Source organism: Actinoplanes sp. NPDC024001 (genome assembly GCF_040638955.1).
Taxonomy (GTDB): domain Bacteria; phylum Actinomycetota; class Actinomycetes; order Mycobacteriales; family Micromonosporaceae; genus Actinoplanes.
The window spans coordinates 31922-52107 of sequence record NZ_JBEZZB010000065.1; the positions used below are offsets into that span (position 1 = coordinate 31922).

Annotated in this window: 22 protein-coding genes and 1 pseudogene; 16 read left to right on the top strand and 7 right to left on the bottom strand. The window is 72.4% G+C overall.

Annotated elements, in window-relative coordinates:
• Positions 1-210: 210 nt before the first annotated feature.
• Genes AB0F81_RS24860 through AB0F81_RS24870 form a run of 3 tightly spaced genes read left to right on the top strand, consistent with a single transcriptional unit; the run spans position 211 to position 3346 of the window.
• A complete protein-coding gene (locus tag AB0F81_RS24860; RefSeq protein WP_360200901.1) occupies positions 211-1392 on the top strand; it encodes a MoxR family ATPase in 1182 nt (393 codons plus the stop codon).
• Complete coding sequence (locus tag AB0F81_RS24865) at positions 1389-2399, top strand: DUF58 domain-containing protein (RefSeq protein ID WP_360200902.1); 1011 nt, start codon at positions 1389-1391, stop codon at positions 2397-2399. Before AB0F81_RS24860 ends, AB0F81_RS24865 begins: the two co-directional genes overlap by 4 nt.
• Entirely contained in the window at positions 2396-3346 is a 951-nt protein-coding gene (locus AB0F81_RS24870) for a VWA domain-containing protein (protein WP_360200904.1), read from the top strand. Before AB0F81_RS24865 ends, AB0F81_RS24870 begins: the two co-directional genes overlap by 4 nt.
• Positions 3347-3669: 323 nt before the next feature.
• Here the strand turns inward: AB0F81_RS24870 and AB0F81_RS24875 are convergent, their stop codons facing one another.
• A complete protein-coding gene (locus AB0F81_RS24875) occupies positions 3670-4314 on the bottom strand; it encodes a response regulator transcription factor (protein WP_360200905.1) in 645 nt (214 codons plus the stop codon).
• Positions 4311-5408, bottom strand: a complete 1098-nt coding sequence (locus AB0F81_RS24880) for a histidine kinase (RefSeq protein ID WP_360200907.1) — start codon at positions 5406-5408, stop codon at positions 4311-4313. Before AB0F81_RS24880 ends, AB0F81_RS24875 begins: the two co-directional genes overlap by 4 nt.
• A 209-nt stretch (positions 5409-5617) precedes the next feature.
• On the opposite strand from AB0F81_RS24880, the gene AB0F81_RS24885 reads away from it, so the two are divergent.
• From AB0F81_RS24885 to AB0F81_RS24905, 5 genes are read left to right on the top strand one after another with little or no spacing between them, the layout of a single operon-like run.
• Positions 5618-6322, top strand: a complete 705-nt coding sequence (locus AB0F81_RS24885; protein ID WP_360200909.1) for a beta-ketoacyl-ACP reductase — start codon at positions 5618-5620, stop codon at positions 6320-6322.
• Positions 6323-6354: 32 nt separating this feature from the next.
• On the top strand, positions 6355-7122 hold the full coding sequence (gene fabI / locus AB0F81_RS24890) for an enoyl-ACP reductase FabI (RefSeq protein WP_328467420.1): 768 nt from the start codon (positions 6355-6357) through the stop codon (positions 7120-7122).
• Positions 7123-7142: 20 nt separating this feature from the next.
• Positions 7143-8171, top strand: a complete 1029-nt coding sequence (locus tag AB0F81_RS24895; RefSeq protein WP_360200911.1) for a ferrochelatase — start codon at positions 7143-7145, stop codon at positions 8169-8171.
• A complete protein-coding gene (locus AB0F81_RS24900; RefSeq protein WP_360200913.1) occupies positions 8171-8950 on the top strand; it encodes an HAD-IIA family hydrolase in 780 nt (259 codons plus the stop codon). The genes AB0F81_RS24895 and AB0F81_RS24900 overlap by 1 nt, the downstream gene beginning before the upstream one ends.
• Positions 8947-9351, top strand: coding sequence for an NUDIX domain-containing protein (locus AB0F81_RS24905; RefSeq protein WP_360200915.1), 405 nt, complete (start codon positions 8947-8949; stop codon positions 9349-9351). The genes AB0F81_RS24900 and AB0F81_RS24905 overlap by 4 nt, the downstream gene beginning before the upstream one ends.
• A 38-nt stretch (positions 9352-9389) precedes the next feature.
• Here AB0F81_RS24905 and AB0F81_RS24910 read toward each other — a convergent pair whose 3' ends face one another.
• The gene (locus AB0F81_RS24910; protein ID WP_360200935.1) at positions 9390-9899 is read right to left on the bottom strand and encodes an NUDIX domain-containing protein; all 510 of its coding nucleotides are present in this window, start codon (positions 9897-9899) and stop codon (positions 9390-9392) included.
• Complete coding sequence (locus tag AB0F81_RS24915; RefSeq protein ID WP_360200916.1) at positions 9899-10681, bottom strand: hypothetical protein; 783 nt, start codon at positions 10679-10681, stop codon at positions 9899-9901. Before AB0F81_RS24915 ends, AB0F81_RS24910 begins: the two co-directional genes overlap by 1 nt.
• A gap of 90 nt (positions 10682-10771) precedes the next feature.
• Between AB0F81_RS24915 and AB0F81_RS24920 the strand changes: the two genes are divergently transcribed.
• A complete protein-coding gene (locus AB0F81_RS24920) occupies positions 10772-11575 on the top strand; it encodes a DUF3097 domain-containing protein (protein WP_360200918.1) in 804 nt (267 codons plus the stop codon).
• Here AB0F81_RS24920 and AB0F81_RS24925 read toward each other — a convergent pair.
• Positions 11556-12974, bottom strand: a complete 1419-nt coding sequence (locus tag AB0F81_RS24925; protein ID WP_360200936.1) for a PLP-dependent aminotransferase family protein — start codon at positions 12972-12974, stop codon at positions 11556-11558. The two genes, AB0F81_RS24920 and AB0F81_RS24925, sit on opposite strands and share 20 nt — an antisense overlap.
• A gap of 66 nt (positions 12975-13040) precedes the next feature.
• Here AB0F81_RS24925 and AB0F81_RS24930 point away from each other — a divergent pair, with 66 nt between their 5' ends.
• Positions 13041-13967: a DMT family transporter gene (locus AB0F81_RS24930; protein WP_360200920.1), complete on the top strand. Its 927-nt coding sequence runs from the start codon at positions 13041-13043 to the stop codon at positions 13965-13967.
• Between the two features lie 12 nt (positions 13968-13979).
• Here the strand turns inward: AB0F81_RS24930 and AB0F81_RS24935 are convergent, their stop codons facing one another.
• A complete protein-coding gene (locus AB0F81_RS24935; protein ID WP_360200938.1) occupies positions 13980-15284 on the bottom strand; it encodes a serine hydrolase domain-containing protein in 1305 nt (434 codons plus the stop codon).
• Between the two features lie 107 nt (positions 15285-15391).
• Between AB0F81_RS24935 and AB0F81_RS24940 the strand changes: the two genes are divergently transcribed.
• From AB0F81_RS24940 to AB0F81_RS24960, 5 genes are all read left to right on the top strand, one after another.
• A complete protein-coding gene (locus tag AB0F81_RS24940; protein ID WP_360200922.1) occupies positions 15392-15841 on the top strand; it encodes an NfeD family protein in 450 nt (149 codons plus the stop codon).
• 33 nt (positions 15842-15874) lie between these two features.
• Positions 15875-16987 carry an SPFH domain-containing protein gene (locus AB0F81_RS24945; protein ID WP_360200924.1) on the top strand — a complete coding sequence of 371 codons (1113 nt, stop codon included), beginning with the start codon at positions 15875-15877 and terminating at the stop codon, positions 16985-16987.
• A 150-nt stretch (positions 16988-17137) separates the two neighbouring features.
• On the top strand, positions 17138-17803 hold the full coding sequence (locus tag AB0F81_RS24950) for a hypothetical protein (protein WP_360200925.1): 666 nt from the start codon (positions 17138-17140) through the stop codon (positions 17801-17803).
• Between the two features lie 30 nt (positions 17804-17833).
• The gene (locus tag AB0F81_RS24955) at positions 17834-18421 is read left to right on the top strand and encodes a dihydrofolate reductase family protein (RefSeq protein ID WP_360200927.1); all 588 of its coding nucleotides are present in this window, start codon (positions 17834-17836) and stop codon (positions 18419-18421) included.
• Positions 18418-19236: an RNA methyltransferase gene (locus AB0F81_RS24960; RefSeq protein WP_360200939.1), complete on the top strand. Its 819-nt coding sequence runs from the start codon at positions 18418-18420 to the stop codon at positions 19234-19236. The genes AB0F81_RS24955 and AB0F81_RS24960 overlap by 4 nt, the downstream gene beginning before the upstream one ends.
• A 4-nt stretch (positions 19237-19240) precedes the next feature.
• Here the strand turns inward: AB0F81_RS24960 and AB0F81_RS24965 are convergent, their stop codons facing one another.
• Entirely contained in the window at positions 19241-19720 is a 480-nt protein-coding gene (locus AB0F81_RS24965) for a hypothetical protein (RefSeq protein WP_360200929.1), read from the bottom strand.
• A 106-nt stretch (positions 19721-19826) separates the two neighbouring features.
• Between AB0F81_RS24965 and AB0F81_RS24970 the strand changes: the two are divergent.
• A pseudogene (locus tag AB0F81_RS24970) lies at positions 19827-20186 on the top strand (flavohemoprotein); the annotation flags it as partial.

The following is a 20186-nucleotide window of genomic DNA, read 5'->3' on the forward strand; positions in this document are numbered from 1 at the left end:
CGCGCAGAAAGATCAACACGACCGGACTATGGCCGGCCGAATCCGTGATGACCTCGGATTGCGGCGATGCTGACGGCCGGGTGACGGCTCCGGCTCCTAGGCTGGCCAGGACGGTTCCTAGGAACCTCTCAGCCGTGTGCTGTTGTGTGTCGTGTAAGTCTTGGAACGTCGGCATTCGCGCCGGCGCATGACGACCGTTGTGGAGGACCGGTGTCGCAGCCGAGCACGCCCGAGACCGAGGCTAGTCCCGACGCCGGTGCGCCGGTGCCGCCCGCGCACGACGCGTCGCAGTTGGAACGCGCGATGTTCGAGGTCAAGCGGGTCATCGTCGGGCAGGACCGGATGGTCGAGCGGATGTTCGTGGCGCTGCTCGCCCGCGGCCACTGCCTGCTGGAGGGTGTGCCGGGCGTGGCCAAGACCCTCGCCGTCGAGACGATGGCCAAGGTGGTCGGCGGCACGTTCTCCCGGGTGCAGTTCACCCCCGACCTGGTCCCGGCGGACATCGTCGGCACCCGGATCTACCGGCAGTCCAGCGAGAACTTCGACGTCGAGCTCGGCCCGGTCTTCGTCAACTTCCTGCTCGCCGACGAGATCAACCGGGCGCCGGCGAAGGTGCAGTCGGCGCTGCTCGAGGTGATGGCCGAGCACCAGGTGTCGATCGGCGGCAAGAGCTACGAGGTGCCCGACCCGTTCCTGGTGATGGCCACGCAGAACCCGATCGAGCAGGAGGGTGTCTACCCGCTGCCCGAGGCGCAGCGCGACCGTTTCCTGATGAAGATCCTGGTCGGCTATCCGACCGACAGCGAGGAGCGGGAGATCGTCTACCGGATGGGGGTGAGCGCGCCGGAGCCGAAGCAGGTCTTCACCCCGGCCGACCTGCTCGCCCTGCAGCGCCGGGCGGACCAGGTCTTCGTGCACAACGCGCTGGTCGACTACACGGTGCGACTGGTGCTGGCCACCCGGGCGCCGGCCCAGCACGGCATGCCCGACGTGGCCCAGCTGATCCAGTACGGTGCCAGCCCGCGCGCCTCGCTCGGCATCGTCCGGGCCACCCGGGCGCTCGCCCTGCTCCGCGGCCGTGACTACGCCCTGCCGCAGGACCTCACCGACGTGGCGCCGGACATCCTGCGGCACCGCCTGGTGCTCAGCTACGACGCGCTCGCCGACGACATCCCGGCCGACCACATCGTCGCCCGGATCATGCAGACCGTCCCGATGCCGTCGGTCGCGGCCCGCCAGGGCGCTTCACCGAACGGGCAGGCCAACGGCGCGGCGGTGGTCCCGGGTGGCCCGCCGCCCGGTGGGGTGCAGCCGACCAGCGGTGTTCCGGCCGGCACGTTCGACGCCCGCCAGAGCTATCCGCCGGCCGGCGGCTGGCACGGCCAACCATGACCGCGCCGGGCGCGCCGTCGCCTCTGGCCCCGGACGAGTCGGCCCGGGCCGAGGCGGTTCTCGGCCGCCTGCAGCTGCTGGTCACCCGCAAGCTGGACGGTCTGCTGCAGGGCGACTACGCGGGTCTGCTGCCCGGCCCCGGCAGCGAGGCCGGCGAGTCGCGGGAGTACCGGCCGGGCGACGACGTGCGCCGGATGGACTGGCCGGTCACCGCCCGCACCACACTGCCGCACGTGCGCCGGACGGTGGCCGACCGCGAGCTGGAGACGTGGATGGCCATCGACCTGTCGGCCAGCCTGGACTTCGGCACGGCCCGCTGGCTCAAACGCGATCTGGTGATCGCCGCCGCCACCGCGATCGCGCACCTCACCGTCCGGGGCGGCAACCGGATCGGAGCCGTCGTGGGCACCGGCTCCGGCGTACCGGACAGGGGTTTGAGCGGGAGTTGGTGGCGCCGCAAGGCGGCGACGGCGCCGGACCCGGTGGTGGCCCCCGTGGTGCGCCTGCCGGCGCGGCCGGGCCGCAAGGAGGCGCAGGGGTTGCTGCGGGCGATAGCCCGCACCCGGATCCAGCCGGGCCGCACCGACCTGGGCGCCCTGATCGACATGCTGAACCGGCCGCCGCGCCGGCGCGGCGTGGCCGTGGTGATCTCCGACTTCCTGGCGCCGGTGGAGGGCTGGGCCCGGCCGGTGCGCAAGCTCGGGGTCCGCCACGACGTGCTCGCGATCGAGGTCGTGGACCCGCGTGAGCTGGAACTTCCCGACGTCGGCGTGCTGACGCTGGCCGACCCGGAGAGCGGCGCGCTGCACGAGGTGCAGACGTCCGATCCGAGGCTGCGCCAGCGGTACGCGGAGGCGGCCGGCGAGCAGCGGACCGCGATCGCCCGCGCGCTGCGTGCCGCCGGCGCCGCCCATCTGCGGCTGCGCACCGACACCGACTGGCTGCTGGACATGGTCCGCTTCGTGGCGGCTCAACGTCACGCCCGTACCCGAGGGACCACACGATGATCCGTTTCCTGGAACCGTGGTGGCTGCTGACGATCCTGCCGGTCCTGGCGATGGCCGGGGTCTACGTCTGGCGGCAGTTCCGCAAGCGTCAGTACGCGATGCGGTTCACCAACGTCGACCTGCTGCGCACGCTCGCCCCGAAGGGCCTGGGCTGGCGCCGGCACGTCTCCGCCGCCGCTTTCCTGCTGATGCTGGGCGCGCTGGCGGCCGCGACGGCACGCCCGTCGGTCGACACCGAGCAGCCGCTGGAACGCGCCACCGTGATGCTGGCCATCGACGTGTCGCTGTCGATGCAGGCCGACGACGTGGCGCCGAGCCGGATCGAGGCGGCGCAGGAGGCGGCGAAGGCGTTCGTCAACGAGTTGCCGCCGACCTACAACCTGGGCCTGGTCTCGTTCGCGAAGGCGGCGAACGTGCTCGTCGCGCCGACCAAGGACCGGTCCTCGGTGGTCAGCGCGATCGACGGGCTGACGCTGGCCGAGGCGACCGCGACCGGTGAGGCGGTCTTCACCTCACTGGACGCGATCCGCGCGGTGCCGTCGGACGGCGCGGAGGGCGCGCCGCCGGCCCGGATCGTGCTGCTCTCCGACGGTTATCGCACGTCGGGGCGGTCGATCGAGGACGCGGCGGCCGCGGCGTCGGCGGCCAACGTGCCGGTGTCGACGATCGCGTTCGGCACCGACACCGGTGTGGTGGACATCCGCGGCTCGGTGCAGCGGGTGCCGGTGGACCGGCAGTCGTTGCAGGAGCTGGCGGAGAACACCAAGGGCTTCTTCTACGAGGCGGCCTCGGTCAGCGAGCTGAAGCAGGTCTACGAGGACATGGGCAGCTCGATCGGGCACCGGACCGAGCCGCGTGAGGTGACACAGTGGTACGCCGCCGCCGGCCTGCTGCTGGGCCTGGTCGGTGCGGCGATGAGCCTGCTGTGGACCTCGCGGCTGCCCTAGGGGGTGTTGTGGGCGAGCACGAACAGCACGACGACCCACGCCGAGAGCAGGGTGAAACCGAGGGGCGCGACGAAGTTCTTCATGATGGAACCGACTTCCGCTGGTGACTGGGCTGAACGAGGTCAGGGTCACGTCGCGGCCGGAAACCCGCGCAGGGCTGGGCCTGGGATCTGCGCGGGGAAGAGAACTGGTCAGCGAGGCTGACGAGTGTCCCGGCCGCGACTAGGAGGATCGCTATCTCGCACAGCGATCACCTCCACCAGTCGTCGGGCCTGAGAACCGTCTGGGAGCGTACTCCTTAAGCGCGACTTAAGAAAATCGGGTCACTCTCCAGCGGCAACCAACCCGGTCTCGTAGGAGAAGACCACAGCCTGAGCGCGGTCCCGCAGGTTGAGCTTGGCCAGGATCCGGCCGACGTGGGTCTTCACGGTCTGCTCGGCGACCACCAGGTCGGCGGCGATCTCGGTGTTGGACCGGCCGCGGGCGATCAGCCGCAGCACGTCGGTCTCGCGCGGGGTGAGCGCGTTCAGCGCCACCGGCCGGGGCCGGTCGCGGTGCGGCCGGGCGGCGAACTCGGCGATCAGGCGACGGGTCACCGACGGCGCCAGCAGCGCCTCACCGGCCGCCACCACCCGGACCGCCTGCACCAGGTCGGCGGCCGGGGCGTCCTTGAGCAGGAAACCGCTGGCGCCGGCGCGCAGCGCCTCGTAGACGTAGTCGTCCAGGTCGAAGGTGGTCAGGATCAGCACCTTCGGCCCGATGATCCGCCGGGTCGCCTCCAGGCCGTCCATCACCGGCATGCGCACGTCCATCAGCACGACGTCCGGCCGCAGCTCACGCGCGGCCTCGACGGCCGCCGCCCCGTTCGCCGCGTCGCCGACGACCAGCAGGTCGGGCTGGGCGCCGAGCAGCGCGCCGAAGCCCTGCCGCACCATCGCCTGGTCGTCCGCGATCAGGATCTTGATCATTGCACCTCCGGTTGCCGGGGAATCCGGGCGAGCACTCGGTAGCCGCCGTCGCTGTCGGGGCCGGCGGTCAGCTCACCACCGAGCAGTGTGATCCGCTCGCGCATCCCGACCAGTCCGTGCCCGTGGCGGGACGGCCGGACCGGGCCGGTCAGCTCGTTGCGGACGTCCAGCTCCAGATGGTCGGGGTCGGCGCGAGCGACCAGCCACACCGGGCCGCCCGGCGCGTGCCGCGCCGCGTTGGCGAGCGCTTCCTGCACTATCCGGTACGCGGTGAGCCCTACCGCCTCGGGCAGGTCGGTCAGCTCGGGCAGGTCAGCGGTCACCGGCAGGCCGGCCCGGTGCGCCGTGGTCACGAGGGCGGTGATCTCGTCGTACCCCGGCTGTGGCTCCTTGTCGGCCTCGGTGTGCTCGGCCCGCAGCACGCCCAGCAGGCGCCGCATGTCGGTGAGCGCGGCCCTGGCGGCGGTCGCGATCGCGGCCAGCTCGTGCTGGGCCGGCTCGGACAGCCCCTCGACCCGGTACGGCGCGGTCTCCGCCTGCACGGCGATCATCGACATGTGGTGGGCCACCACGTCGTGCATCTCCCGGGCGATCCGGGCCCGCTCCTCCAGCACCGCCCGCCGGGCCCGCTCCAGTTCGGTGAGCTCGGACTGCTCGGCGATCAGTTCCCGGGTGCGGCGGCGGCGGGAGACGGTGTCGCCGAGGGCGGCGACCGCGATCGTCAGGACGGCGGCGCCCCAGGCGTTGGCGTCCGGCGCGTAGAGGAAGATCGGGATCAGGCTGAGGGTCGTGGCCCAGACGGTGATCAGCGACTGCTGGGTCGCCGCGAGCCGGCCGATGACGAAGAGCGAGCCGAGGATCTGCACGGTGTTCCAGGGCCACGGCTCGCTGGGACCGACGTTCACCGAACCGACGAAGAGCATGATGAAGGTCAGGCGCCAGGCCAGGACCGGGCGGCGGTAGGCGATCACCACGGGCAGCACCGAGCCGACCGCGATGACCGCGATCAGGGACTTGTCGATCTCGCGGCTCGATGCGAGGTAGGCGCCGGCCATGGCGGCCAGGCCGGCCAGGGCCAGCAGGATCAACGGCATCGCCAGCACGAGGCGCCGGTTGCTGGCCGGTGGCCTCGGCGTTTCCCTTTTGAACGTTAGGTAAGTCAGCGGCCCCATCACTCCGCCACGCGACTCAGGGCCGATAGTCTCCATTCCCAGCAGGTTACGGCGCGTGTGTGCGGCTGTCGTGACCCTGCGGTGCCACCCGGCACCCCCTACCTGGGTACGACGTGACGAAGGAGTGCGCTGTGGCTCGCACCGTTCTGGTGACCGGCGGAAACCGCGGAATCGGCCTGGCCATCGCCCAGGCGTTCGTGAAGCAGGGTGACCGGGTCGCGGTGACCCACCGCGGCAGCGGCGTTCCCGAGGGCATGTTCGGCGTGCAGTGCGACATCACCGACGCGTCCGCCGTCGACGCCGCCTTCACCTTCGTGGAGAACGAGCTGGGCCCGGTCGAGGTGCTGGTCGCCAACGCCGGCATCACCGACGACACGCTGCTGATGCGGATGTCCGAGGAGCAGTTCGAACGGGTCCTCGACACCAACCTGACCGGCGCCTTCCGGTGCGCGAAGCGGGCCAGCGCCAAGATGCTCCGCGCCCGCTGGGGCCGGATGATCTTCATCTCCTCGGTCGTCGGCCTGTACGGCGGCCCCGGCCAGGTGAACTACGCGGCGAGCAAGGCCGGCCTGGTCGGCATGGCCCGTAGCATCACCCGTGAGCTGGGCACCCGCAACATCACCGCGAACGTGGTGGCGCCCGGCTTCATCGAGACCGAGATGACCGCCGTCTTGCCCGACTCGCGCAAGGCCGAGATCATCAAGGCGGTTCCGGCGGGTCGCCTCGCCTCCGCCGACGAGGTCGCGGCGGCGGTGACCTTCCTGGCGAGCGACAGCGCGGCGTACATCTCGGGCGCCGTGCTTCCCGTCGACGGTGGCCTGGGCATGGGCCACTGACGTTCCGAGATAACTTTTTCAGGAGAGAGACCTTGTCTGGATTGCTGGCCGGTAAACGGCTGCTCGTCACCGGGGTGATCACCGACGCCTCGATCGCGTTCTCGGTGGCGAAACTGGCGCAGGAGAACGGCGCCAAGGTGGTGCTCACCGGGTTCGGCCGGCTCTCGCTGGTCGAGCGGATCGCCAAGCGGCTGCCGGAGCCGGCGCCCGTCATCGAACTGGACGTGACCAACCAGGAGCACCTGGACAGCCTCGCCGACCGGGTTCGCGAGCACGTCGACGGACTGGACGGCGTGGTCCACTCCATCGGCTTCGCCCCGCAGAACGCCCTCGGCGGCGCCTTCCTCGAGACGACCTGGGAGGAGGTGGCCCAGGCGTTCCAGGTGTCGACGTACTCGTACAAGTCGCTCGCCACCGCGTGCCTGCCGCTGATGCAGGCGGGCGGCTCGATCGTCGGGATGACCTTCGACGCCACCAAGGCGTACCCGCTCTACGACTGGATGGGCGTGGCCAAGGCCGGGCTCGAGTCGGCGTCCCGCTACCTCGCCATGCACCTCGGCAAGCAGGGCATCCGCAGCAACATGGTGTCGGCCGGCCCGCTGCGCACCATGGCGGCGAAGTCGATCCCGGGCTTCAGCGACTTCGAGGACGCCTGGACCCAGCGGGCGCCGCTCGGCTGGAACCTGACCGACCCGGAGCCGACCGCTCGCGCGGTCTGTGCCCTGCTGTCCGACTGGTTCCCGGCCACCACGGGTGAGATGGTGCACGTCGACGGGGGTTACCACGCGCTTGCCGCGTGACGCGGTGGCAGGATGGGCGGGTGGTTTACGACGCGTTCGTCCTGCTCTCCTTCGGTGGACCCGAGAAACCCGATGACGTGATGCCGTTCCTGCGCAATGTGGTGCGCGGGCGCGGTGTTCCGGACGAGCGCCTCGCCGAAGTGGCTGAGCACTACATGCACTTCGGCGGGGTCTCCCCGATCAACCAACAGAACCGAGACCTGCTGGCGGCTCTGAAGGTCGAGTTCGCCGAGCACGGCATCGACCTGCCCGCGTACTGGGGCAACCGCAACTGGCAACCGATGCTCGCCGACACCGTCGCGCAGATGCGCGACGACGGCGTCGAGCATGCGCTCGGCTTCGCCACCAGCGCGTACGGCGGGTACTCCTCGTGCAAGCAGTACTGGGAGGACATCGCCGCGGCCCGGGCTCACGTCGGCCCGCGCGCCCCCAAGATTGCCAAGTTGCGGCAGTTCCACGACCACCCGGGCTTCATCGAGCCGCACGCCGCCGCTGTCTCGTCGGCGCTCAGCACGCTCGACCCGGCCCGCCGGGCCACCACCCGGCTGGTCTTCACCGCGCACTCCATCCCGGTCAGCATGGCGAACACCGCCGGGCCCACCGGTGGCCGCTACAACGCCCAGCTGGAGGAGACCGCCCGGCTGGTGCACGCCGCCGCCGCGATGGACCTCGGCTACGACCTGGTCTGGCAGAGCCGCTCCGGTCCGCCGCAGGTCCCGTGGCTGGAGCCGGACATCAACGACCACCTGGAAACGCTGGCCGAGAAGGGTGTCACCGACGTGGTGGTCAGCCCGATCGGCTTCGTCTCCGACCACCTCGAGGTGATCTGGGACCTCGACAACGAGGCGAAGGACACCGCCGCCCGCCTCGGCCTGGGGTACGCCCGTGCGGGCACCCCCGGCGTTCACCCGAAGTTCGTCGCAATGGTGCGGGAACTCGTACAGGAGCGGACCGATGATCAAGCACGTGCCACGCTCGGTACGCTGCCGATCTGGGACGTCTGCCCCGCCGACTGTTGCCCCCCACCCGCGCGACGAAAGGCATCCTGATGAAGGAGCGCAAGGCGATCGAGAGCTGGCTCACCGACATGGACGGAGTCCTCGTCCACGAGGGTGAGCCGGTGCCGGGCGCCCCCGAGTTCGTCAACCGGATGAAGGCGTCCGGCAAGCCGTTTCTGATCCTCACCAACAACTCCATCTACACGCCGCGGGACCTGCAGGCCCGGCTCTACCGGATGGGCTTCGAGGTCGACGAGCAGTCGATCTGGACGGCGGCGCTGGCCACCGCCCAGTTCCTCGCCGACCAGCGGCCCGGCGGCACGGCGTACGTGATCGGCGAGGCCGGCCTGACCACCGCGATGCACGCGGCGGGCTACGTGCTGACCGAGTTCGACCCGGACTACGTGGTGCTCGGCGAGACCCGCACCTACAGCTTCGAGGCGATCACCAAGGCGATCCGGCTGATCAGCGCCGGGTCCCGGTTCATCTGCACCAACCCGGACGCCACCGGCCCGTCCAACGAGGGCCTGCTCCCGGCGGCCGGCTCGGTCGCCGCGATGATCTCGAAGGCGACCGGGGTGAAGCCGTACTTCGTGGGCAAGCCGAACCCGATGATGATGCGCTCGGCGCTCAACGCGATCGGCGCGCACAGCGAGACCACCGCGATGATCGGCGACCGGATGGACACCGACGTGCTGTGCGGGCTGGAGGCCGGGCTGGAGACGATCCTGGTGCTCACCGGCATCAGCAGCCGGATGGAGAGCGAGACCTATCCGTACCGGCCGTCGCGGATCATCAACTCGGTCGCCGACCTGATCGACGAGATTTGAGTCTCCCGGAGGTCGTCGCCGCGGCCTGGGTGTGCGTGCGGGACCGGCGGGTGCTGGTGGTCCGGGCCGACGGCTCGGACGCCTTCTACCTGCCGGGCGGCAAGCCGGAGGCGGGGGAGAGTCACGCCGAGGCCGCGGCCCGGGAGGTGCGCGAGGAGGTCGGCATCCCGGTCGACCCGGCGGCGCTGCGCCTGTTCACCACGATCGAGGCGCCGGCGCACAACCGCCCGCCGGGCACCCGGGTGCGGCTGGTCTGCTTCCTCGGCCCGGCCGACGGCGAGCCGGCGGCGGCCAACGAGATCGCCGAGCTGGCCTGGTTCTCCTCGGCCGAGGCCGGCCGCTGTGCGCCCGCCATCCAGCGGCTGCTGGCCGAACTCGTCGACGCCGGTCTGATCGACTGATCCCGGGCAGTCACCGGGAAGCTGGTGATCCCCGGGCGTCAGACGTACCGCTGGGTCTGGGTTTGGGCGAAGTAACGCGTGGCGATCGCCGTGTGGATGCTGAAGCCCAGCTCGGTCGGGCCGTAGAGGATCTCGCGGCCCAGGGCCTCCTGGGTCGCCGGGGCCGGCGGCAGGGCCGCCGCGCCGGGCAGCGCCGGCAGCAGGCCGAAGATCAGCAGGGTGCCGTCGGGGGCGCTGATCGTGTCGTACAGCCGGACCTTCTCCGGGTCGGCGACCAGGCCGGTCTCCTCGAACAGCTCGCGGACCGCCGCGGCCTGCCAGGTCTCGCCGACGTCGATGAAGCCGCCCGGCAGGGCGAGCCGGCCGATGGCCGGCGGGATGCCGCGGCGCACCGCGAGCAGGCCGCCGCCGACCGGCTGGACGGCGACCGCGACCGGGCTCGGATTGAGGTAGCTGGTCTCGCCGCACGCCGCGCAGCGGCGCGGCCACGGCTGGCCGGTGGTGAAGCGGGCGCCGCAGTACGTGCAGTGGGCGTGGCGGTCCGGCATCACGGGTGCAGGGGCGAGTTGCACGCCGCGACCAGCGCCTGGCGGCAGGCGGCGGTCAGCGGGCGCAGGGCCGCGTCGCGGGCCTGCGCCTCGTAGCCGTTGACGGCGCCGCCCGGCGCGCTGGTGCCGGCGAGCGCCAGGACCTGGTCGAGCACGGTCGCCCGGGCGAAGAGCCGGCGCGATCGGGGGTCGAAGCCGGGTGGCAGGGTGGCCGTGCTCTCCGGGCGCCGCAGCGCCTGCAGCGCGCCGGCCAGCTCCGGTTTCCACTGGGCGACGTCCAGCTTGGTCAGTTGGGTGGTGGCCTCGGCGAGGGCGGTGGTCAGCTCGGCCTCCGCCTCGGCGGCGCCCATCTGGAACACCGGCCGGTGCTCGGGGGCGGGGATGACCCGCCAGAGCACGGTCTCGAACTCCACCCCGGAACCGGACGTGTGCCGGCGCACCTCGGGCACGACGCCGAACTCGGGCGTCATCACCGCCTCGCCGGCCAGCAGCGCGGCGCCGGTCAGCTCGCCGGGGCCGGGCAGGCCGCGCGGGTCGCCGGGGGCGGGCAGGACCAGCCGGATCTCGTCGGGGTGCAGCTTCGCGAAGACCGGCAGGCCCTGGGCGAGGGGGACGTCGGTCCAGGTGCCCGGGGCGTCGGCGACGAGGTGCTCCTCGTCGGCGGCGATCTCGTCGGCCAGCTCGTCGAAAGGCACGAGCCCGGCACGCCAGGCACGCACCCAGGCCACGAACCGGGTGGACCGGCGGGCGGTCCGGGTGGCCGCCTCAGCTGCGGGTGACATGCGAGCAAGGGTACGTGGCGGCGCGGAGACTTGTCTCGGCCCGGAGCGTCACCGGCCGCGTGTCCGTGATCGCGGGTTACCGTGCGATCCATGTATGGGGAGGATGTGCTCGCGGGGAACTGGCGCCGCCGCAAGGTGATACCGGAGGTGGACGCCGAACCGGATCTGGTGGTCGAGGACGTCGACTCGGGCTTCTGCGGCGCGGTCGTCGGGTTCGAGCTGGGCGCCGTGGTGCTGGAGGACCGGCACGGGAAACGCCGCAACTTCCCGCTCGCCCCGGCCGCGTTCCTGCTCGACGGGTCGCCGGTGACGCTGCGCAAGCCGGTCGTGCACAGGCAGCGCGAGCGCCGGATCACCGCCTCCGGCTCGGTCGCGGTCGACAATGCGCCGGCGCAGGTCGCCAAGGCCAGCCGGATCTGGGTGGAGGGCGTCCACGACGCCGCCCTGATCGAACGGATCTGGGGCGACGACCTGCGTGTCGAGGGTGTCGTGGTGGAGCCGCTGAACGGCATCGACGACCTGGCCGGCGCGGTCGCCGAGTTCCGGCCCGGTCCGCGGCGGCGTCTCGGCGTCCTCGTCGACCATCTGGTGCCGGGCTCCAAGGAGAGCCGCATCGTGGTCGCGGTGACCGATCCGAACGTGCTGGTCACCGGTCATCCCTACGTGGATGTCTGGCAGGCGGTGAAGCCGGAGCGGGTGGGCCTGCGGGCGTGGCCGGTCATCCCGCCGGGGCAGCCGTGGAAGGAGGGCGTCTGCGCGGCGGTCGGCGTCCGCGAGCCGGCCGACATGTGGCGCCGGATCCTCGGATCGGTGCGCAGCTACAAGGACGTCGAGACGCCCCTCATCAACTCGATGGAGCGGCTGATCGACTTCGTCACGGTCCTGGAGGACTGAGGGCGCGGCCGATGCGCTCGGCGGCCTCGGCGAGGCGGTCCGGCGCCTGCGCGGCATATCCCAGGACCAGGCCCGGCGGTCCCGGTCGCTGGCGGTGCCAGCTGAGCGGATGCACCTGTACGCCGCAGGCGGCCACCCGCTCCGCGAGGAGTGTGTCGTCGTCGTGCCCGGGCAGCATGACGAGCAGGTGCAGCCCGGCGGCCACCCCGGTCACCCGCGCCTGCGGCAGGTGGGTGCGCAGCCCGTCCAGCAGGGCGTCCCGGCGCCGCCGCTGCCGGGTGCGCACCGCCCGCAGGTGCCGCTCGTAGTCGCCGGAGGCGATCAGCTCGGCCAGCACCAGCTGCGGCAGCGCCGGGTTGCCCAGGTCGCTGGCGTGTTTCGCGGCGAGCAGCTCGGCCTGCATCCGGCGCGGCGCGATCAGCCAGCCCACCCGCATGCCGGGCGCCAGCGACTTGGAGACGCTGCCGACGTACGCCACCCGCTCCGGCGCCGAACCCTGCAGCGCGGCGACGGGCGCCCGGTCGTAGCGGTGCTCCGCGTCGTAGTCGTCCTCGATCACCAGCCGGTTCTCCGCCCAGGCGAGCAGGTCGCGGCGCCGTCGCGGGCTGAGCACGACACCGGTCGGGAACTGGTGTGCCGGCGTCAGCACGGCCACGTCCAGCCCGGACGCGGCCAGCTCGTCCACCCGCAGGCCCTCCTCGTCGACCGGCACCCCGACCGGCCGGCACCCCCAGAACGCCATCTGGTCCCAGGTGCCGCGCGAGCCCGGGTCCTCGACCGCGACCGCGTCCGTGCCGTGGCCACGCAGGACGTGCGCGAGCAGGGCGAGACCTTGCGCCACGCCGCCGCAGACGACGACGTCGTCCGCTTCGGCCCGCACCCCACGCGTACGGGCCAGCCAGCCCACCAGCTCGGCGCGCAGTCGTGGGGTGCCGCCCGGGTCGCCGTATCCGAGGTCGCCGCCGGTGACCCGGTCCAGCACCGCGCGTTCGGCCCGCAACCAGGCGGTCCGCGGGAACGCCGACAGGTCGGGCACGCCCGGCGACAGGTCCAGGTCGATGCCCTCCGCCCGGGACAGCGGCAGCCGCAGCTCGGCCAGGGTGCGGCGGCGGTCGCCGGCCGGCCGGTGCCCGGCGGGGGTGCCGTGCCCGGTGACGACCGTCCCGGAGCCGGTGCGGGCCCCGGCCAGTCCCTCGTCGACCAGCCGCTGGTAGGCCTGCACCACGACACCCCGGGAGATGCCCAGCTCCCCGGCGAGCAGCCGGGTGGCGGGCAACCGGTCTCCCGGTGTCAGCCGCCCGGTGACGATCGCGTCGCGCAGCCCGTCGGCGAGCCAGTCGGTCAGCCCTTTCGCGGGCGCGTCCTCCGGGCGCAGCTGCAGAAAGTCCGAGCCGGAAATTGGTCCACCTCATCCCGCCTTGATTGGTCCTCGAAACGGACCATACTCGGGACGAGCATCAAGGGCGTGAAAGCACTCCCGATCCTCGCCGGAGCCGTCGGCATGGCCTTCGTGGGCGGCAGCGCAGCCGTCTCGGGCCGTCTCGCCGACGCGCCGTACCTGACCGTCCAGAGTCTCCGGTACGCCCTGGCGTGCCTGCTCCTGCTCGCGTGGGCCCGCTGGACCCGCACGAGCCTGCACCGGCCGCGCGGCACCGAATGGCTGTGGCTGCTCGGGGTCACCGCCACCGGACTGCTCTTCTTCAACGTCGCCCTGGTGCAGGGCAGCAAGCACGCCGAACCCGCCGTACTCGGGGTGGCCGTCGCCTGCGTACCCATCCTGCTCGCCGTGGGCGGCCCTCTCCTGGAGGGCCGGGGCCCGGCGCCGCGCGTCCTGGCCGCCGCGATCGTGGTCACCCTCGGCGCCGGCCTGGTGCAGGGCCTCGGCCGCACCGACGGCGTGGGCCTGTTCTGGGCCGCCGTGACCTTCGCCTGCGAGGCCGCGTTCACGCTGCTGGCGATTCCTCTGCTCGGCCGGCACGGTCCGCTCGGCGTGTCCGTGCACACCACCGCCCTGGCCACCGTCCTGTTCGGCGCGGTGGGCGTGCTCGCCGAAGGCCCCGGCGCGGTCACCCGCCTGCGAGCCGACGACCTGCTGGCCGGCGCCTACCTGGCGGTCCTGCTGACGGCCGTGGCGTTCCTGCTCTGGTACACCTGCGTGGCCCGCCTCGGCGCCGGCCGGGCCGGTCTGCTGACCGGCGTCGCCCCGATCTCCGCCGCGCTCACCGGCATGGCCCTCGGCGGGCCGTCGCCGCAACCGCTGGTCTGGCTCGGCATCGCCACCGTGTCCGCCGGCCTCGCCCTCGGCCTGACCGGCCGCGCCCAGCCGTCCCCGGCCGCGGCGCCGCCGCCGGTCCCCGCGCCACCGCCCAGCCCGGCTTCGGCCCTGGCCTAGACCTGGCCGTGGTCAGGCGAGGTGGGTCGGGGTGCGGGCGTAGACGAAGGTGGCGATGTCGAGGCGCTCGACGGCGCCGTCGGGGTTGCGCAGCGGGGTGAGGATCTCGCCCTCGTTGTTGCCGGCGACGCCGCGCCAGCGGTCGGGGGCCTCGCGGACGAAGCGGGTGCGGTGGTGCGGGCCGGTCATCAGCAGGGCGTCGCCGTCGGGGGTGACCTCGTACTCGCGGCCCATCCACCACCAGCGGCCGCACACCTCGGCGGCCTCGCCCCGCGGCGGGGCCGGCGGGCGCCAGGCCGGGACCGGCTCCGGTTCGCTGTCCAGGGCGGTGGTCAGCGTCTCCAGGCTGACGTCCTTGATGCCGGTGCCGGTCAGGCCGTAGGCGTTCGCGAAGACGATGACGCCGAGGCGGCTGCGGCGGTGGACGGCCAGGTGCGAGACGTAACCGGGCATGGAGCCGCCGTGGCCGACGTAGACGCGCTCGCCGACCCGGTAGAGCTGCGGGCCCAGGCCGTGCCCGCCGGTCCACGACTCCAGGTCGCTGATCACCACGGGGGCGCACATCTCGTCGACGGTCTCCCGGGCCAGCACGGTCGGGGCGGGGTCGGCCAGGAAACCGGCCCACTTCGCCATGTCGGTGACGGTGGACCAGAGCTGCCCGGCGGGGGCCATGGCGCCGGTGTCGGGGCGGGGTTCCTCGTGCAGCGCGCCGCCGAGGGCGTGCACGACGTAGCCGCGGGCGAACGGCTCGACCGGAGCGTAGGTGGTGCGTTTCATGCCGAGCGGGTCGAGCACGCGCTTGCCGACGAGCTCCGCCCAGCTCTGCCCGGTGACCCGCTCCAGCACCGCGCCGAGCAGCCCGTATGCCAGATTCGAGTAGCGGTAGCGGCGGTACGGCGGGCCGGCCAGCTTCTCGTACGTCAGGTCGGCCAGCAGTTTGTCCACGTCACCGCCGGGGTTGCGTTCCCACCACGGGCCGTCCGGCTCGCGCTGCAGGCCGGAGACGTGCCCGAGGAGCTGGCGCAGCGTCACCCCACCGATCGGGGTACCCGGCAGGTGCCGGTAGAGCAGGTCGTCGAGGGCGAAGAAGCCCTCGTCGCGCAGTTGCATGACCAGCGTCGCGGTGATCGTCTTGGTGATCGAGCCGAGCCGGTACTGAGTCTTCGGGTCCGGCCGGGGCTGCTCCCCGGCGCCGGCGAAGTGCAGCACCGCCCGGTCGCGGACGACCGCGCAGGCGAGCGAAGGCACCCGGCCGGTGGACTGTGCCCGGGCGACGATCTCATCGATCCGGCGGCCGGTCTCCGGAAGCAGCGACACGGTGGGTCCCTCCTGTGGCGAACTCATGGTCTAACTGTTCGACGTCGATTCGGGTACGCCGTCCCGGATCGTCGCTGAACGTGCGCGGACGTGTAACGATCGTTGATGTGGAAGCCGTACTCTGGGTCATCCTTGCCATTGCCCTGGTGATCGCTGAGGCCTTCACCGCGACGATCCTTGTGGTCTTCTTCGCCGCGGGTGCCGCAGCGGCCGCCGTGGCGGCCGGCCTGGGCGCGCCGGTGCTCGTCCAGGTCATCGTCTTCGCGCTGGTCTCCGGCGTCTCGGTCGCCGCCGTCCGGCCGATTGTCATGCGGCACGCGCGGCCCGCCCTGGAGTCCGGCGAGACCCCGTTCGGGATCGAGGCCATCGAGGGTTCGCGCGGCACGGTCATCGATGAGGTCGGCGCCGACCACGGCATGATCAAGATTGACGGTGAGCTGTGGCAGGCCCGGGCGTACGACGGCAGCGAGACGTTCCTCCCCGGTGATCATGTAAGGGTCGTCAAGGTCCGTGGCGCCACGGTCCTGGTCTGGCACGACGACCTTCCCGACGTCTAGGCAACACCCCTTCACGCACAATTGAGAGGCGTCATGGAAGTCATCATCCTGGTCCTCGTCATAGCCATCGCGGTCTTCGCGGTGACCACGCTGGTCCGGTCTGTTCGGATCGTCCCGCAGCAGCGGATGGACGTCGTCGAACGGCTGGGGAAGTACAAGCGCACCCTCTCGCCCGGGCTGAACCTGCTGGTGCCGTTCGTCGACGCGGTGCGCACCAAGGTGGACATGCGCGAGCAGGTGGTCTCGTTCCCGCCGCAGCCCGTGATCACCTCGGACAACCTGGTCGTCTCGATCGACACGGTGCTCTACTTCAAGGTCGTCGACCCGGTCCGCGCGACGTACGAGATCTCGCACTTCCTGCAGGCGATCGAGCAGCTCACCGTCACCACGCTGCGGAACGTGATCGGCTCGCTGGACCTGGAGCGCGCGCTGACCAGCCGCGACCAGATCAACAAGCATCTGTCCAGCGTGCTGGACGAGACCACCGGCCGCTGGGGCATCAAGGTGACCCGGGTGGAGATCAAGGCGATCGAGCCGCCGCCGAGCATCCGCGACTCGATGGAGAAGCAGATGCGCGCCGAGCGTGAGCGCCGTGCCACGATCCTCAACGCCGAGGGCCACAAGCAGGCCGCCATCCTCACCGCCGAGGGTGAGAAGCAGGCCGCCGTGCTGCGTGCCGACGGTGACCGGCAGTCCCGCATCCTGCAGGCCGAGGGCCAGGCCAAGGCGATCCGGACCGTGTTCGACGCGATCCACACCGCCAACCCGTCCCAGAAGGTGCTGGCGTACCAGTACCTGCAGGCCCTGCCGCAGATCGCCAACGGCTCGGCGAACAAGGTGTGGATCGTGCCGACCGAGCTGACCAAGGCCCTGGAGGGTCTCGGCGGCGCCCTCGGCGGCCTGGCGAACATGGCCGGCGACCTGCCCTCCTCGCAGGTCGATTCGGGTGCGGTGGAACGCGAGGCCGCAGCGGCCGCGGAGGCCGCGGCGGCGGAGGCGCAGAAGGTGGACGCCGAGGTACGGGCGGCGGAGGCTGAAGTGAGCGGCAAGGACGACACCGCGGCTCTGCCGGCGTCCGGGCTGATTCCGCCGGCGTCCGCGCTGGGCAGTGCCGATTACCACGAGAACCAGAACGAGCGCGCCTGACGCTCATGGCGAGGCCGGTCCCGGTGGTCGGGGCCGGCCTTGCCGTTTTGTGGTATCGGCCACATTAGTACCGAAATTTTGGCATGCTTCCCAGCAGGATCCGACCGGTGCCCCCGGCCGCTCGGCTTGTCGCCCTGTGATCGAGGAGCCATGAGCATCAGCCAGCGTCAGACGGCGAGCGGCCGCCCGCTGCGGGTCGCTCCGGCCTGGGTCGGCGCCGCGACGCCGACCGGCGGGCTGGACAACTTTCCGGTACGCGACGCGGTCTGGATCTGGTCGGTCCGCCGATACGCGCGCCTGGCCCTCTGGGGTCTCCCGGCCGCTGCCGTCCTGTACGGCTGGCTCACCCTGGGCGTGGACAGCCCACCCGGCCCGCTCGCCGTCGGCCTGCTCGCCGGCTGGCTCGCCACCGTCTCCCTGATCGCCCTGGCCGGACTGCTCGCCGGGTCCCGTACCCGGGGGTGTGCTCTTGCCGGGTTGCTGGTCGCCCTGGCGGGCGCGACCGTGCTGCTGCCGCTCGCCGCCCTGCCCGCGGACGCCGTGGTGGCGAGCGCGCCGCTGATCGCCGGCCACGTGCCCGGCATGGTCACCGCGGCCGGGATGATCACCGGAACCGGGCTGCTGCTGCTGGGCTGGGCGGTGTTCCGCTCGAAGCTGGTCAACCCGGCGGACGGGATCCTGCTGATGCTCGCGGCGCTGGCGATGGGGGCCGGCGCGCACGTCGCCCCGCCGGTGCCCACGGTCGGGGCGTTGCTGCTGCTCGCCGCCGGGATGGGACTGGCCTGGACCGGTGGGCGGCTGCTGCCCCCTGCCTGAGCGCGGCGCCGGACGGCGGATAATGCGTTCATGGCTAGGGTGATCGCGGACATCTCGATCTCGCTGGACGGGTTCGTCACCGGACCCGATCCCGGCCCGGAGCAGGGTCTCGGGCTCGGCGGCGAGGCACTGCACACCTGGGCGCTGCACCCGGACCCGGTCGACGCCGACGTGCTCGACGAGGCGGTCGCCGCCACCGGTGCGGTGATCATGGGCCGGCGGCTGTTCGACGTGGTCGACGGCCCGCACGGGTGGAACGACGAGCGGGGCTACGGCGCCGCTCACAACGCCGCGCCGCCGGTGCTGGTGGTCACCCGGACCCCGCCGGAGCGGGTGCGGCTGGCCGACCGCTTCACCTTCGTCATCGACGGGCTGGCGAGCGCGGTCGCGAAAGGCGTCTCGCTGGCCGGCGACCGCGACGTGGTCATCATGGGTGGGGCCGAGACGGTCCGCGCCGCGATCGCGTCCGGCCTGGCTCACGAGGTGCGGCTGCACCTCGCGCCGCTGCTGCTCGGCGCCGGCACCCCGCTGTTCACCGGCCTGCCGGCCCGCCGGCTGCGCCAGATCCACGCCCGCCCGTCCGGGCAGGCCACCCACCTCACGTATCGGATCGACTGACCCCTGTGCCCGACGTTCACCTGATCACCGACCCCGACGACGAACGGCTCGGCGACTACCGAGCCCTCACCGACCTCGAACTGCGCACCAGGTGGGAGCCGCCCAACGGGCTCTTCATCGCCGAGGGGGAGCTGGTGCTGCGCCGCGCGCTGCGGGCCGGTTACCGCCCCCGGTCGTACCTGATCGACGCCAAGCGGGTGGATCAGATCGCCGACCTCGACGGCGCCCCGATCTACGCGGCCACCCCGGACGTGCTGGAGCGCGCCACCGGCTTCCACGTGCACCGCGGGGTGCTCGGCTCGTTCCACCGCTCGCCCCTGCTCAGCGCCGACGAGGTGATCGCCGGCGCCCGGCGGGTGGCGATCCTGGAGGACGTCAACAACCACACCAACATCGGCGCTGTCTTCCGGGGTGCGGCGGCGCTCGGCATCGACGCGGTGCTGCTCTCGCCCACCTGCGCGGACCCGCTCTACCGGCGCAGCGTCCGGGTCAGCATGGGCGAGGTGTTCGCGGTGCCGTACGCGCGACTCGAACCCTGGCCGGACGGGCTGCAGCGGGTCCGGGATGCCGGATTCACCGTGCTCGCCATGACCCCGGCGCCGGAGGCGGTCGCCATGCAGCGGCTGGCCCCGCAACAGCGGGCCCGGGCGGCGCTGCTGCTCGGCGCCGAGGGGCCGGGCCTGTCGAAACACGCGCTGGCGGCCAGCGACGTGCCGGTGCGGCTGCCGATGCGCCGCAACGTCGACTCGCTGAACGTGGCCGCCGCGGCGGCGGTGGCGTTCTGGGAACTCGGCCGCGACGACGAGGAGATCTAGGGTCTCAGCACCAGGCGTCGCCGTCGTGGGAGGCGGTGACGTTCAGGCCGTACTCGTCCTCCGGTGCGTCGCCGAGGCCGGGCGTGTCGTTGAAGTCGCTGGGGTACCAGATCGACAGGTAGGCGGTGGTGCCGTCGATCTCCCTGGTGAAGCAGCTCGTGGCCGCGTCGGTCCGCTCACCGCCCGCAGCCCAGCCGTCCTTCTCGGCGGCCGCGCGGTAGAAGTCCTGGATCGCCGCCCGGTCGAGGTCCGAGCGGTAGTTGCGGCCGGCGTGCGCGAACCCGTCGTCGTCGTCACAACCGGAGCCCGCACCGACCTCGGTCGCGCCGTCCGGGTGGGCCGCCAGAACGGGCAGGCCGGCCAGGGTGCCGGCGAACTCGCGGTCCCGGTCGCTGCATCCGTACGTGATCAGCTCGGTCAGACCGCATCCGGACAGCGCGGCGACGGTCAGGACGGCCAGGGCCGCGGGCCGGATATCGATCATCGGCGCAGCATAGTGGTCGCGGTTGCGGGAAGATGGAACTCAGGGCGGCCGCGGGTCCGCCACAGCAGTACGGTTGTACTGTTCGTCTGAGTTCACGGGGGTGGCAGTGTCGTCTGGCTCGGGACCGGCATCGGACCCGCATCTGCTCGCTCTGCTGCGTGCCATCCGGTTGCGGCAGAACGCGCCGGATGCAGCCGCGGCCGGGGCGGCCGACACCGCGGCGGCGCTCTCCGACCTCAGCGGCGCCAAACCCGCGCCCGGCGACGAGGAGACCGGCGAGCACGGGACCGGGTCGCCTCCGGGCCCCGGCACGAGTCTGGTTCACGGGGGTGGCGGCTCCGGCCGGTCGTCCTCCGTCGAGCCGGTCCGCCGCCCGCCCGCCCCGGCCCGGCCGCAGCCCGCCGAGCGCGGCACCTCCGACCTGCTGTGGCGCGGTGACCCCGGCGCCACCCTGGGCAGAGCCGGG

Coding starts and splice junctions, on each gene's coding strand:
- AB0F81_RS24910 (WP_360200935.1), bottom strand. CDS start 9,899: ATGCCGGACCGCCACGCCCACTGCACGTACTGCGGCGCCCGCTTCACC.
- AB0F81_RS24965 (WP_360200929.1), bottom strand. CDS start 19,720: ATGATCGATATCCGGCCCGCGGCCCTGGCCGTCCTGACCGTCGCCGCG.
- AB0F81_RS24945 (WP_360200924.1), top strand. CDS start 15,875: ATGGAAGTCATCATCCTGGTCCTCGTCATAGCCATCGCGGTCTTCGCG.
- AB0F81_RS24875 (WP_360200905.1), bottom strand. CDS start 4,314: ATGATCAAGATCCTGATCGCGGACGACCAGGCGATGGTGCGGCAGGGC.
- AB0F81_RS24880 (WP_360200907.1), bottom strand. CDS start 5,408: ATGCCGTTGATCCTGCTGGCCCTGGCCGGCCTGGCCGCCATGGCCGGC.
- AB0F81_RS24920 (WP_360200918.1), top strand. CDS start 10,772: ATGTATGGGGAGGATGTGCTCGCGGGGAACTGGCGCCGCCGCAAGGTG.
- AB0F81_RS24900 (WP_360200913.1), top strand. CDS start 8,171: ATGAAGGAGCGCAAGGCGATCGAGAGCTGGCTCACCGACATGGACGGA.
- AB0F81_RS24950 (WP_360200925.1), top strand. CDS start 17,138: ATGAGCATCAGCCAGCGTCAGACGGCGAGCGGCCGCCCGCTGCGGGTC.
- AB0F81_RS24955 (WP_360200927.1), top strand. CDS start 17,834: ATGGCTAGGGTGATCGCGGACATCTCGATCTCGCTGGACGGGTTCGTC.
- AB0F81_RS24915 (WP_360200916.1), bottom strand. CDS start 10,681: ATGTCACCCGCAGCTGAGGCGGCCACCCGGACCGCCCGCCGGTCCACC.
- AB0F81_RS24865 (WP_360200902.1), top strand. CDS start 1,389: ATGACCGCGCCGGGCGCGCCGTCGCCTCTGGCCCCGGACGAGTCGGCC.
- AB0F81_RS24870 (WP_360200904.1), top strand. CDS start 2,396: ATGATCCGTTTCCTGGAACCGTGGTGGCTGCTGACGATCCTGCCGGTC.